The organism is Streptomyces sp. NBRC 110611, assembly GCF_001590865.1.
Classification (GTDB): Bacteria; Actinomycetota; Actinomycetes; order Streptomycetales; family Streptomycetaceae; genus Streptomyces.
This window is the reverse complement of sequence record NZ_BBUY01000003.1, coordinates 249,792-262,158: the sequence shown is the minus strand read 5'-3', so window position 1 is coordinate 262,158 and position 12,367 is coordinate 249,792. Positions and strand designations below refer to the sequence as shown.

Annotated in this window: 10 protein-coding genes; 7 read left to right on the top strand and 3 right to left on the bottom strand. The window is 70.1% G+C overall.

Features of this window, described 5'->3' with window-relative positions:
- The first annotated feature begins 94 nt into the window (after window positions 1-94).
- The gene (locus AZE13_RS09320) at window positions 95-1,267 is read left to right on the top strand and encodes an AI-2E family transporter (protein ID WP_066928941.1); all 1,173 of its coding nucleotides are present in this window, start codon (window positions 95-97) and stop codon (window positions 1,265-1,267) included.
- On the opposite strand, the gene AZE13_RS09315 is transcribed toward AZE13_RS09320, so the two are convergent.
- On the bottom strand, window positions 1,171-3,357 hold the full coding sequence (locus AZE13_RS09315; protein ID WP_066928939.1) for a SpoIIE family protein phosphatase: 2,187 nt from the start codon (window positions 3,355-3,357) through the stop codon (window positions 1,171-1,173). The genes AZE13_RS09320 and AZE13_RS09315 overlap by 97 nt on opposite strands.
- 378 nt (window positions 3,358-3,735) lie before the next feature.
- Here AZE13_RS09315 and aspS point away from each other — a divergent pair, with 378 nt between their 5' ends.
- Window positions 3,736-5,523 carry an aspartate--tRNA ligase gene (gene aspS, locus AZE13_RS09310; RefSeq protein WP_066928937.1) on the top strand — a complete coding sequence of 596 codons (1,788 nt, stop codon included), beginning with the start codon at window positions 3,736-3,738 and terminating at the stop codon, window positions 5,521-5,523.
- 157 nt (window positions 5,524-5,680) lie between these two features.
- The gene (locus AZE13_RS37500) at window positions 5,681-7,846 is read left to right on the top strand and encodes a hypothetical protein (protein WP_066928935.1); all 2,166 of its coding nucleotides are present in this window, start codon (window positions 5,681-5,683) and stop codon (window positions 7,844-7,846) included.
- On the opposite strand, the gene metG is transcribed toward AZE13_RS37500, so the two are convergent.
- Window positions 7,813-9,528, bottom strand: a complete 1,716-nt coding sequence (gene metG, locus AZE13_RS09300; RefSeq protein ID WP_066928933.1) for a methionine--tRNA ligase — start codon at window positions 9,526-9,528, stop codon at window positions 7,813-7,815. The two genes, AZE13_RS37500 and metG, sit on opposite strands and share 34 nt — an antisense overlap.
- A 125-nt stretch (window positions 9,529-9,653) precedes the next feature.
- Window positions 9,654-9,905, bottom strand: a complete 252-nt coding sequence (locus AZE13_RS09295; RefSeq protein WP_066928931.1) for a hypothetical protein — start codon at window positions 9,903-9,905, stop codon at window positions 9,654-9,656.
- Between the two features lie 91 nt (window positions 9,906-9,996).
- Here AZE13_RS09295 and AZE13_RS09290 point away from each other — a divergent pair, with 91 nt between their 5' ends.
- The 4 genes from AZE13_RS09290 to AZE13_RS36765 all read left to right on the top strand — a co-directional run bounded on the left by AZE13_RS09290 (window position 9,997) and on the right by AZE13_RS36765 (window position 12,354).
- Complete coding sequence (locus AZE13_RS09290) at window positions 9,997-10,815, top strand: helix-turn-helix domain-containing protein (protein WP_066929543.1); 819 nt, start codon at window positions 9,997-9,999, stop codon at window positions 10,813-10,815.
- Window positions 10,812-10,994, top strand: coding sequence for a DUF397 domain-containing protein (locus tag AZE13_RS09285; protein WP_066928929.1), 183 nt, complete (start codon window positions 10,812-10,814; stop codon window positions 10,992-10,994). Before AZE13_RS09290 ends, AZE13_RS09285 begins: the two co-directional genes overlap by 4 nt.
- A 248-nt stretch (window positions 10,995-11,242) precedes the next feature.
- Window positions 11,243-12,193 carry a hypothetical protein gene (locus tag AZE13_RS35530; RefSeq protein ID WP_066928927.1) on the top strand — a complete coding sequence of 317 codons (951 nt, stop codon included), beginning with the start codon at window positions 11,243-11,245 and terminating at the stop codon, window positions 12,191-12,193.
- Window positions 12,190-12,354 (top strand): hypothetical protein, encoded by a 165-nt coding sequence (locus tag AZE13_RS36765; protein ID WP_181690292.1) that lies wholly within the window; start codon window positions 12,190-12,192, stop codon window positions 12,352-12,354. The genes AZE13_RS35530 and AZE13_RS36765 overlap by 4 nt, the downstream gene beginning before the upstream one ends.
- Window positions 12,355-12,367: the final 13 nt, after the last annotated feature.

The window sequence follows — 12,367 nt, the reverse complement described above, 5'->3', positions numbered from 1 at the left end:
GTCACGCGAAACTCCACCCCTGTTTCACGTGAAACACCGTTCGGGCCCGTTCCAGGCTCCGCATGGGAGCGGCTCGCCATGGTGGACTGTCGGGGTGCGAAACGACTCAGATCAAGACCGCCGTGGCGCCGGCGGTGAACGGCCGCGTCCCGACAAGCCGTTGCTGCCGGTCGAGGCCCGCCGGGCCGCGGCCTGGTGCGGGGTGGTGCTGCTGGTCGCGGCTGTGCTGGCCGTGGTGGTGTGGCTGTGCGTCTACCTGAGCGCGGCGGTCACGCCCGTACTGCTGGCGCTGCTCGGCAGTGCGCTGCTCGGGCCGCTCTACCGGCAGCTGGTGGCGATGAAGCTCAACCGTTCGCTGGCGGCCGGACTGACCTGCGCGGTTCTCGTGGTGGTGGTCGGCGGCGCCGGATACATCGTCGTCAGCGCGCTGGTCGACACGGGTGACCAGATCATCAACTCGCTCAAGGACGCGGCCGAGGGCCTCTCCAAGTACTTCGGCATGGCCGGGGCCTCGCTGGACGATCTCGCCACCAACGCCAAGGGGCTGGTCACCAAGTTCGGCGGCACCGCGGCCTCCGGGCTGCTGGCCGGGGTCAGCGTCGTCGGCCAGTTCATCGCTGCCTCGGTACTCGCCCTGCTGCTGACCTTCTTCTTCCTGCGTGACTCCGGCAAGGCCGTACAAGCCCTGCACGACTGGGCGCCCGGCGACTCCGGGCCCCGCCTGGAGAAGATGGCCCGCCGGGGCTTCCAGTCCATCGAGGGCTTTATGCGCGGCACCACCCTCATCGCGCTGATCGACGCCACCTTCATCACCGTCGGACTCCTGATCCTCCAGGTACCGGGCGCCGTCGGGCTGGGCGCGCTGGTCTTCGTCGGCGCGTACATCCCCTACCTCGGCGCGTTCATCTCGGGCGCGGTGGCGATCCTGGTGGCCTTCGCGGACCGGGGCTTCGTGATCGCGCTCTGGGCGGTCGGCGTCGTCATGGCGGTGCAGGTGCTGGAGGGCCATGTGCTGCAGCCGATGATCCAGAGCCGTACGGTCCAGATGCACCCGGCGACCGTGATGCTGGCGATCACCGCGGGTGCCAGCGTCGGCGGAATCCTCGGCATGCTGCTGTCCGTACCGCTGACCGCGGCCGCCACGGGTGTGCTGCACGAGCTGCGCCGGCACTACGCGGCGGGCTCGGACTCCGCCTCGAGCCCGGGATCCGGCTCCGGGCCGGATTCCGGCGACAGCGGTCCGGCCGCGTCTCCCGCGTCCTCGTAAAGTTCGAACCACGTCGACTTGCCGTCCCCGCGTGGATCCACGCCCCATGCCCCGGCCAGCAGCTCCAGCAGCATCAGCCCGCGCCCCGAGGAGGCCAGTTCACCGGGGGTGCGGCGGTGCGGCAGCTCATCGCTGCTGTCGGAGACGTCGACGCGGATCCGCCGGGCGCCTCGCGCACCGGAGATCTCGGCGACCAGCAGCGCGTCCCCGTCGGTGTGCATCAGCACGTTGGTGACCATCTCGGAGACCATCAGCACCGCCGAGTCGACCTGGTCCGGGTCGGCCCAGTCGTGCAGCACATCGCGGATCTGCCGGCGCGCCTCGGCGATCCGCTGAGGTTCGGCCTGCGCGACGGCGAGCACGGTGCGCCGTACGGGCTGCTGCGCCAGCAGGCCGGTGCCCACCCCGCAGCAGGCGGCGTCGCGGCTCAGCAACAGCACCGCTATGTCGTCCTCGCGGCGGTCCACCAGCGGGCCGGTGGTGTGGTGCGAGGGCGGCCCGTGCACGGCCTGGACCAGGGCGTCGGCGAGCCGCTCCAGCCCCTGGTCGTCCTCATTGGTCTCGTGGGCCTCGATGATGTCGCGCAGCCGGGCCCAGCCCGTCTCCAGGTCGTGGCCGCCGGTCTCGATCAGCCCATCGGTGCACACCAGCATCGTCTCGCCGGGTTCCAGGACGATCCGGGTCGTGGGGTAGTCGGCGTCCGGCACGATGCCCAGCGGCAGTCCGCCCGCGGTGTGCCGCACCAGCATGGTGCCGTCGGCCAGCCGGATCGCCGGGTCCGGATGGCCGGCCCGTGCGATGTCCAGCAGCCCGGTCGCCGGATCCACCTCGATGTACAGACAGGTCGCGAAGCGCTGGTCCTCGCCGTGGCCCCGGAGCTCGGTCTCGTTGATCCCGGCCAGAAAGCGGGAGGCGCGGGAGAGCACCGCATCGGGGTGGTGCCCCTCGGAGGCGTAGGCGCGCAGCGCGATCCGCAGCTGGCCCATCAGGCCCGCGGCCCGTACGTCATGCCCCTGGACGTCCCCGATGACCAGGGCGATCCGGCCGGACGGCAGCGGAATCATGTCGTACCAGTCGCCGCCGACCTCCAGCCCGCCGCCGGTCGGCACGTAACGCGCCGCGACCGACATCCCCGGGATGTCCGGCTGCACCGTCGGCATCATGCTGCGCTGCAACCCCAGCGCCAGCTCCTGCTGCTCCTCCCGCATACCGGCCCTGGCCAGCGCCTGGGCCAGCATCCGGGCGACGGTGGTCAGCACCGAGCGCTCATCGGGGGTGAAGCCGACCGGCTGGGCGAACGCCGCCATCCAGGCGCCGATCGTCCGGCCCGCGTTGACCAGCGGCAGGAACGCCCAGGACGTCCGGCCGAAGCGGGCGGCCAGCGGCCAGGTGCCGGGGTAGCGGCGGCGGTAGTCGTCGGGTGTGGGCAGGTAGATCGCCCGGCCGGTGCGGATGACCTCGGCGGCCGGGTAGTCGGTGTCCAGTGGCATGTTGAGGAAGGGCTTCTCGTCGCCGGGGCGGTGGCCGTGGTGGCCGATCACCGTGACCCGGTCGCCCGCGATCCCGAAGACCGCCAGCCCGTCCGGCATGAACCCCGGCATGGCCAGTCCCGCGGCCACCCGCAGTACCTCGGCCGTGGAGTGCGCCTCGGCCAGCGCCCGCCCCGCGTCCAGCAGGAACGCCTCGCGGGAGCGGCGCCAGTCACCGGTTATCGGGGTGTGCGCGGCGGACGTGCCCGGCTGCGGCTCGGGTACCTCCTGGAGGGTGCCGACCATCTCGAAGCCGCCGTTGACGACGCGGGGCCGGGAGCGGGAGCGGACGATGCGCTGCACTCGCCCGCGCTCGTCCACGATGCGCAGCCGGGCCTCGGCGACCGTCTCCTCGGCGACCGCGAGCTGGACCACCCCGTTGATCTCGGCGAAGTCGACGGGATGAAAACGGGAGCGTACGGCCGCCTCGCTCAGCTCCGTCGGCTCGGCGGGGAGCCCGAGCAGCCGGGCCGCCTCGGCGTCGAGGGTGACCCGTCCCGATGCGTTGTCCCAGCGCCACAGGCCGGTTGCGAGGGCGGCCAGGAGGTCCTCGGTGCGCATTGCATCACTTTATGGGTGTTTGACGTGCAGCGACCAGTGAGCGGAACGTGACCATCATCCCAGTCGGGCGTCCCGGTCGGAGCCTCGCTCTCCCACGAGGCCGTCGGGTGGGAGAACCATGGGGTCTTCGCGGGGGTGAACCGCAGGGTCTCCGCGGGGGTGAATCACGGGGCCGTCGCGTGGGGAAAACGCTGTTGCGTATACGTCAATGAAGCGGCGGGCGCCGGGACGGTAACCTGGAGCGGTTATGTCAATCCTGGGGTGGCCTTCCGGGTGATCCACGAGGGGACCGACCGGGCGTCCGAGTCCGGGCTCCGATCCCTTCCCTCCCCGCCCGACAACTCCTCACCTCGACACTCGCGACGACTTGGATGAGCGATGCACCGGTACCGGTCCCATAACTGCGGCGAGCTCCGAGCCGCGGACGTCGGCACGGACGTCCGCCTCAGCGGCTGGCTGCACAATCGACGTGACCTGGGCGGCATCCTCTTCATCGATCTGCGCGACCACTACGGCATCACCCAGCTCGTCGCCCGCCCCGGCACCGCGGCCGCCGAGGTGCTGGACAAGCTGACGAAGGAGACCGTCGTCCGCGTCGACGGCAAGGTCGTCTCGCGCGGCGCCGAGAACGTCAATCCGGAGCTGCCCACCGGCGAGATCGAGATCGAGGCGTCCGAGGTCGAGGTCCTGGGCGCGGCCCAGCAGATCCCCTTCACCATCAACGCGGACGACGGCGTCAACGAGGAGAAGCGCCTGGAGTACCGCTTCCTCGACCTGCGCCGCGAGCGCATGCACCGCAACATCATGCTGCGCTCGGCGGTCATCGCGGCCATCCGCCACAAGATGACCACGCTCGGCTTCAACGAGATGGCGACGCCGATCCTCAGCGCCACCTCGCCGGAGGGCGCCCGCGACTTCGTCGTGCCGTCCCGCCTCCACCCGGGCAAGTTCTACGCGCTGCCGCAGGCCCCGCAGCAGTTCAAGCAGCTGCTGATGATCTCGGGCTTCGACCGCTACTTCCAGATCGCCCCCTGCTTCCGTGACGAGGACGCCCGTGCGGACCGTTCGCCGGGCGAGTTCTACCAGCTCGACATCGAGATGTCCTTCGTCGAGCAGGAGGACGTCTTCCAGCCCGTCGAGAAGCTGATGACCGAGCTCTTCGAGGAGTTCGGTGGTGGCCGCCACGTCACCTCGCCGTTCCCGCGCATCCCGTTCCGCGAGGCGATGCTGAAGTACGGCTCCGACAAGCCGGACCTGCGCGCCCAGCTGGAACTGGTCGACATCACCGATGTCTTCGAGGGCTCGGAGTTCAAGGCCTTCGCGGGCAAGCACGTCCGCGCGCTGCCGGTGCCGGCCGTGCAGGACCAGCCGCGCAAGTTCTTCGACCAGCTCGGTGAGTTCGCCGTCGAGCAGGGCGCCAAGGGCCTGGCCTGGGTGCGCGTCGGCGCCGATGGCGCACTGACCGGCCCGATCGCCAAGTTCCTGACCGAGGAGAACGTCAAGGTCCTCGGCGAGCGCCTCGGCCTGGAGGCCGGCCACGCCGTGTTCTTCGGCGCGGGCGACTTCGACGAGGTCTCGAAGATCATGGGCGCGGTGCGCGTCGAGGCTGCGAAGCGGGCCGGCCACTTCGAAGAGGGCGTCTTCCGCTTCTGCTGGATCGTCGACTTCCCGATGTACGAGCGGGACGAGGAGACCGGCAAGATCGACTTCTCCCACAACCCCTTCTCCATGCCGCAGGGCGGTATGAAGGACCTGGAGGAGAAGGACCCGCTGGACATCCTGGGCTGGCAGTACGACATCGTCTGCAACGGTGTCGAGCTGTCCTCCGGCGCGATCCGGAACCACGAGCCCGACATCATGATCAAGGCCTTCGAGATCGCGGGCTACGACCGTGACACCGTCGAGGAGCAGTTCGCGGGCATGCTGCGCGCCTTCCGCTTCGGCGCCCCGCCGCACGGCGGCATCGCCCCCGGCGTCGACCGGATCGTCATGCTGCTCGCCGACGAGCCGAACATCCGCGAGACCATCGCGTTCCCGCTGAACGGCAACGCGCAGGACCTGATGATGGGCGCGCCGAGCGAGCTGGAAGCGGCCCGGCTCAAGGAACTGCACCTGAACATCTACAAGGGCCCGGCGAAGCCGACGCCGTACAAGCCGACCAAGTGACGCGGGCGGGCCAGCGGCCCGTCCCGGACACGCCCAGGGGCGGTGTTTCACGTGAAACAGTTTCACGTGAAACACCGCCCCTGCGGCATGTCGGCCCACTGCTCCAACCGCACCACACGTGTGGCCGTGACGGTCCACCCCGCGCACTGTGGTGCCCATGCACCAAGCCAGCCTCCTCCCCGCCAGGTCCGGCCCGGACGCACGGGCCCTGACGACGCCCTCCGCCCCCGTCCGTGACCTGCGATGGCTTGTCGCCCTCGCGGCCGTCTTCACCGCCGCCCAGGTCTACCTCGCCCTCGCCACCCCCGGCCTGGGCTGGGACGAGACGGTGTACGTCAGCCAGGTCGATCCCGACGCGCCGGCCGCGTTCTTCAGCGCCCCGCGCGCCCGCGGCGTCTCCCTCCTCCTCGCCCCGCTCGCCGCCCTGACGACCTCGGCCGTCGTCCTGCACTGCTACCTCGCGGTGCTCTCCGGCGCCGGATTCCTCCTGACCCTGTGTGTCTGGCGGCGCCTGCTGCCCGCCCCCGTGCCGGCCCTCGGCGGTGCGCTCTTCGCCGGTCTGTGGGTCACGCTCTTCTACGGACCGCAGGTGATGCCCAACCTATGGGTCGGCTACGCCGCACTCATCGCCGTCGGCTGCTTCCTGCTGGCCGTACAACAGCCGTCGGCCCAGCTGGCGCCCCGCGCCGGCCGGGGCGCGGCGGTCGGCCTCGCCCTCGCGGTGGCCGTGGCCGCTCTGATGCGCCCGGTCGACGCCGTCTGGCTGGCCGTACCGCTCTTCGCCGTGGCGCTGTGTGTACCGGCGTGGCGGCGCTCCACCGTGCTGCTGGCGCTCCCGGTCGGCGTGCTCCTGGGCTGCGGTGAGTGGGTCGTGGAGGCGTATCTGTCCTACGGCGGGCTGCCCGCCCGGCTGCGGCAGGCGGCGGAGATCCAGGGCGGCCTGGGCTGGCATCCGTCCTTCGGCGACCACGTCCGGGTACTCCAGGGCAAGACGCTCTGCCGCCCCTGCGATCTGGAGTGGAAGTACCCGGTGACGGCGGCATGGTGGTTCGCGCTGCCCGTGGCGGTGGTCGGCGCGGTCTGGGCAGCGGCGCGCACCAGCAGGCCCGGCGGCCGACGGCGCGGCCTGGGCCTGGAGCCCGTACGGCTGGGGGCGCTCGGCGTGGCCCCGGCCCGGCCGCTCGGCGTGGATCCGGCCCAGCCGTACGGCATGGACACGGTCCAGCCGTACGGCATGGATGCGCTTCGGCCACTCGGCGGGGGAGCGGCCCGGCCGCTCGGCCTTGGCTCCCCCGGGGCGGCGCCGCACGGACTCAGGCCCGCCGACGCGCCCGACGGCTACGGTTCGCCGCATCGCTACGGCCCTCCGCACGGCGCCGGCCCGCTGCACGGCTACGGCCCCCCGTGGCCCACACCGCGCATCGGCGACCCCGTCGGCCCCCGCCACCGCTACGGCCCGGCCGCCGCCGTCACCCTCCCCGCCCTGGCCGGCCTCTGCCTCGCCGCCCCGTACCTGCTGATGGTGGACTACGCCGCCCCGCGCTTCCTGCTGCCCGCCTACGCCCTGCTGCTGATGCCTGCCGCCTGGTTCCTGCACTGGCTCACCCGCCTGCCGCGCCGCCGCCACGCCTGGGCGGTGGCTGCTCTGGTGATCGCGCTGCTGGGCCACGAGGCGCTGCAGCTGGCCATCCTGCAGAAGATGCAGCGGGGAACCGTACGCGGGCAGAACGACATCGAGCGGATCGCCACCACCCTCCAGACCGCCGGCCTACGGCCGCCGTGCGTGGTCAGCGGAGAGGAAGCGGTACGGCTGGCCTACCGGATCGGCTGCGCCTCCCGGCAGCCGGACGGCCATGACGCCAGCATCACCCCCGCCGCCCTGACCAGCCTCGGCGCGCACGACCCCACCGCCGTCGTCCTCCCCGCCCACGACAAACCGCCCCACTACGCCCGCGACTGGCACCCACTCCCCCTCCCGCCGACGCCGGGCCTGACGCCCCTGAGCGCATATGTGTCACCGGCCGTCCGCCCGGCCGCGCACGAGCGCTCACCCGGCCGCGCACAAACGCCCGCCCGGTCCGCGAAGACCGAGCGGGCGCATGTACACGTGGTGGGAGGGCGAAAGGAGCCTTACCCCCCTGGGCCCTACGCCTCCGGCGAGCCCGAATTCCCCGCCGAGCCCGCCTTTCCCGCCGAGCCCGACACCCCAGCCGAGCCCGGCTCTCCTGCAGAGCCCGACTTCCCTGCCGAACCCGACACTCCTGCCGAGCCCGACGCTCCGGACGGGCCTTACCCCTCCGAGCCGCCGAACCGCTCCCGGTAGGACTCCAGGTCCTCCTCCGTGATCTTCGCGAAGAGCACCGGCGGCACCGTGAACGGCGTCCCGGCCGGCACTGCGGCCAGCGTCTTCGCCTCGTCCGCCGAGACCCACACCGCGGTGTCGTCGGCCAGCGTGAACGCGCTCCGCATCGCCTTCGCCGACGCCGGGATGAACGGCTCGGAGACCACCGCGTACAGGTGGATCAGGTTCATCGCGGTGCGCAGCGTCAGCGCCGCCGCGTCCTTGTCGGTCTTGATCTCCAGCCACGGGGCCTTCTCCTCCAGGTAGGAGTTGCCCGCGCTCCACAGCGCACGCAGCGAGGCCGCCGCCTTACGGAACTGCAGGGCCTCCATGTGCCCCTCGTACTCGGCCAGCAGTCCGGCGATCTCCACGCCCAGCTTCTGCTCCGCGGCCCCCGCCTCGGCACCCGCCGGCACCTCGTCCCCGAACCGCTTCCGCGAGAACGACAGCACCCGGTTGACGAAGTTGCCCAGCGTGTCCGCCAGGTCCTTGTTGACCGAGGCCGAGAACAGCTCCCAGGTGAAGGAGGTGTCGTCCGACTCCGGGGCGTACGCCATCAGGAAGTAGCGCCAGTAGTCGGCCGGCAGCAGCTCCAGCGCCGCGTCCGTGAAGATCCCGCGCTTCTGCGACGTGGAGAACTTCCCGCCGTAGTAGTTCAGCCAGTTGAAGGCCTTGAGGAAGTCGACCTTCTTCCACGGCTCGCGGGTCCCCAGCTGCGTCGCCGGGAACATCACGGAGTGGAACGGCACATTGTCCTTGGCCATGAACTCCGTGTAGCGGACGTCATCGGCCTCGTACCACCACGACTTCCAGTCGCGGTTCTCCGGGGCGACGTCCGCCCACTCCTTCGTCGCCCCGATGTACTCGATCGGCGCGTCGAACCACACGTAGAAGACCTTGCCCTCGGCCGCCAGCTCCGGCCACACATCGGCCGGCACCGGGACACCCCAGTCCAGGTCACGGGTGATCGCCCGGTCCTGGAGCCCCTCGGTCAGCCACTTGTGCGCGATGGAGGACGCCAGGACCGGCCACTCCTTGCTGCCGTTCCCCTCCAGCCAGCCCTCGACCTCGTGCTGGAGCTTCGACTGGAGCAGGAACAGGTGCTTGGTCTCCCGCACCTCGAGATCACTGCTGCCGCTGATCGCCGACCGCGCGTCGATCAGATCGGTCGGGTCCAGCACCCGGGTGCAGTTCTCGCACTGGTCGCCGCGCGCCTTGTCGTAGCCGCAGTGCGGGCACGTACCGACGATGTAGCGGTCGGGGAGGAAGCGCTCATCGGCGTTGGAGTAGACCTGCCGAATGGCCCGCTCCTCGATGAAGCCGTTCTCGTGCAGCTTGCGCGCGAAGTGCTGGGTGAGCTCCACGTTCTCCGGCGACGAGCTCCGCCCGAAGTGATCGAATTCCAGCCCGAAGCCGTCGTAGATCGCCTTCTGCTTGCCGTGCTGCTCACCGCAGAACTCGGCGACCGACTGCCCGGCCTCCTTCGCGGCCAGCTCGGCCGGCGTCCCGTGCTCGTCCGTGGCGCAGATGTAGAGGACGTCATGCCCCCGCTGCCGCAGATACCGGGCGTACACATCAGCGGGAAGCATGGACCCCACCATGTTGCCCAGGTGCTTGATCCCGTTGATATACGGAAGGGCGCTGGTGATGAGGTGTCGAGCCATTGCCGGCTGCTCCCAAGTCGCTACGGTCAGTGAGGATTTGCTTTACGGAACGTCAATATCGTACTGGACGGGGTGGGCGCGACGGCGCGGACTTTCCCTGGGGTTTCGCCCCGGGGGCTCGCCGTTCACACCCTCCATCCGCTCTCCGCGTTCATTCGTGCCACGTCCGCCCGCAGCGACTCGGCCCGCGTCGCCCGCCGCACAAGATCCGGAGGGCAGTCCCACTCTCGTCCCCCGCCCGGCGGCCGGAGCTGTACGAGCCCGCCGTGGCGGTCCATGATCCGCCCGATGCGGTCGGTACGGGTGTCGACGGCGTACGAGCCCAGGGGCAGTGCCGGCGCCAGTGGGGGCCGGTCCGGGGGAATCTCGCTGTTCATGGCATCACGGTCGCCGAGGCGCGCCTACTCTGCGAGTAATGAGACGCGTACGCAGCGTGTGTACGTGGTGCGTGGGAGGCGGGGCACGATCATGGTGAACGAACCGCAACTTCAACTTCCGGTTCCGTACCGCTACTTCGGCAGCCAGTTCCAGCTGTGGCGCAGGGGTGCGGGCGTCTCCCGCGCGGAGGTGGGCGAGGCCGCCCGCTACTCCGCGTCCACGGTGGAGTCCGTGGAACTCGGGAAGCGCCCGGTACCGCCGAAGCTGGCGGAGGTGGCGGATGAACTCTTCGGGGCGGGCGGGAAGCTGAAGGCCGGGTTGCCGTACCTGAAGAGGGAGAAGTTTCCGGAACGGTCGCGGGACTTCTTCGAGTTCGAGGCGGATGCGGTCAGTGTCTGGTGGTACGAGGTCGCACTCGTGCCGGGGCTGTTGCAGACGGAGGAGTACGCGAGGGCGTTGATCGGAAACCACTGCCCACCACTGGACGAGGCTACGGTCGAAGAACGGATCCAGGCGCGCCTGGATCGACAAGGGCTGCTGTCCCGGAACCCGCCAGTGGATCTCAGCTTCGTGCTCTATGAGGCCGTCCTGCGCTGTCCAGTAGGTGGTCCGGGTGGGCACAAGCGGCAACTGCTCCACCTGCTGGAGGCTGTGCAACTGCGGAACCTCTCCCTGCAAGTGCTCCCGTACGACCGGGTCGTCCCCGCAGCCCTTATGGGGCCTATGGTGCTGCTCGAAACCCGAGACCACGAACGTTTCGCTCTTGCCGAGGGGCAGTCCCTGAGCCATCTCACGTCAGATCCGGCCGACCTCAGTCTGTTCACTGCGCGCCATGGCGCGATCCGCACTCAGGCCCTTAGCGTGGAGGAATCAACGAGCTTCCTCGAACAGATGGTGGAAAAGCTATGAGCGCCGAACTGTCCTGGTTCAAGTCCAGCTACAGCGACAGTGAGGGCAGCGCGTGCGTCGAGGTGGCCACCTGCCCCGACACCATCCACGTCCGGGACTCGAAGCACGCAACCGGGCCTCAGCTCACCTTCTCCGTCCCCGCCTGGACGGGCTTCGTCGCCCTGGTCGCAGACCGCTGACCCGAGTCCCGGGTCTCAAGTCCCGAGTCCCAAGCTTTGTTGGTTTGGTTGGGTTCTGGATTGGTTATCCCCCAACCCCAACTGGGCCTTTTACCACCGGAGATGACTTTTCGTGACCGGCTTGCCACGGCCTGTCCTGCTCGTCTAGCGTTCGCCGCAGCTCTCAACGCACACAACTAAAACGACCCCGGCCGGTGCGCCAACACCAAAGCCAGGGTCTGACCATCAAGATCGCTACAGGAGATCTCGTGGCTTCAATCAACCCTACCCTCGCCCTGCCCATCCCCACACCGCCCGCCCACCCCATGGCCCGACCGGGCTACGGAAAACGGACGGTGGCTGACGACGGCGAAACGGGCCAAACCCCCTCCGCCGACGGCCTCTTCGCCCACCTCCCGGCCCGCGAGGCGTACCTCGCCACCCTCATCGACCAGTTGCCCGAAGGCGCCGCGATGAGCATCAAGATCCTCGCGGACGCGCAGCCGTACTACGGCCAGCAGGCCGTCGCCACCGCCCTGCGCACCCTCTCCGCCGCAGGTCATCTACGTCGCGTACGCCGTGCCCCGGCCGTCGGCAACAGGCTCGTCACCCACACCTTCTTCTCCCGTACGCCCCGCCCCGACACCTGGTGGGCGACGTACCTCAACAACCAGCACCAGCCAACTCCCCATCCCGCCAGGCCGCGCACAGCCACAGCCACCCACCCGACGGACACGCCCGCTCCCGCTCCGGGAAAGGCCCCTCGCACCCGGGCCTACGCCACCCTCGCCCGCCTCGGCCACGCGGATGACCGCGTCACACTCTCAGCAGCCGAATGCGTGGCCCTCGAAAGCCTGGCTAACCAGTGGCTGGATCGAGGCGCCAGCGAGGACCACCTGGTCCGCTCCCTCACCGCCGATCTCCCGGGAGAGATCCACAGCCCAGGTGCCTTCATCCGCACCCGCCTGACCACCAAGATCCCTCCAGAGCGCAGCCGTGAACCGAAGCGGGCCGCCACCGCTCCGCCTCACGGCTGGCTGGTGGAGTGCGCCCACTGCGGCGTACCGGGCCGCCCCGAAGCTCTCCCCGGCGGCCTCTGCCGTTCCTGCCGAAATGAGGCACCACCCCCACTTGCGGTCCCCCTCACCCCCGCCGAGGTTCACGCCCGAGCCGCAACGCTCCGCGCCACCGCGCGCTCCACTGAACGGAGCCGATCTTGAACGTCCACGAGGTCGCTGCAAGGGAACTTCAGGAACTCAGGGACGCGGCGGACGCCGCCGAAGCGCAGGCGCGCGAGGCTTCCCCCACCGGCCCGACGATGACTCATGATGCGTTCATGGCCGAGCTCGAAGCCGAGGATCGCTGGGAATCAGCTTCGTGATCCACGCGCGGCT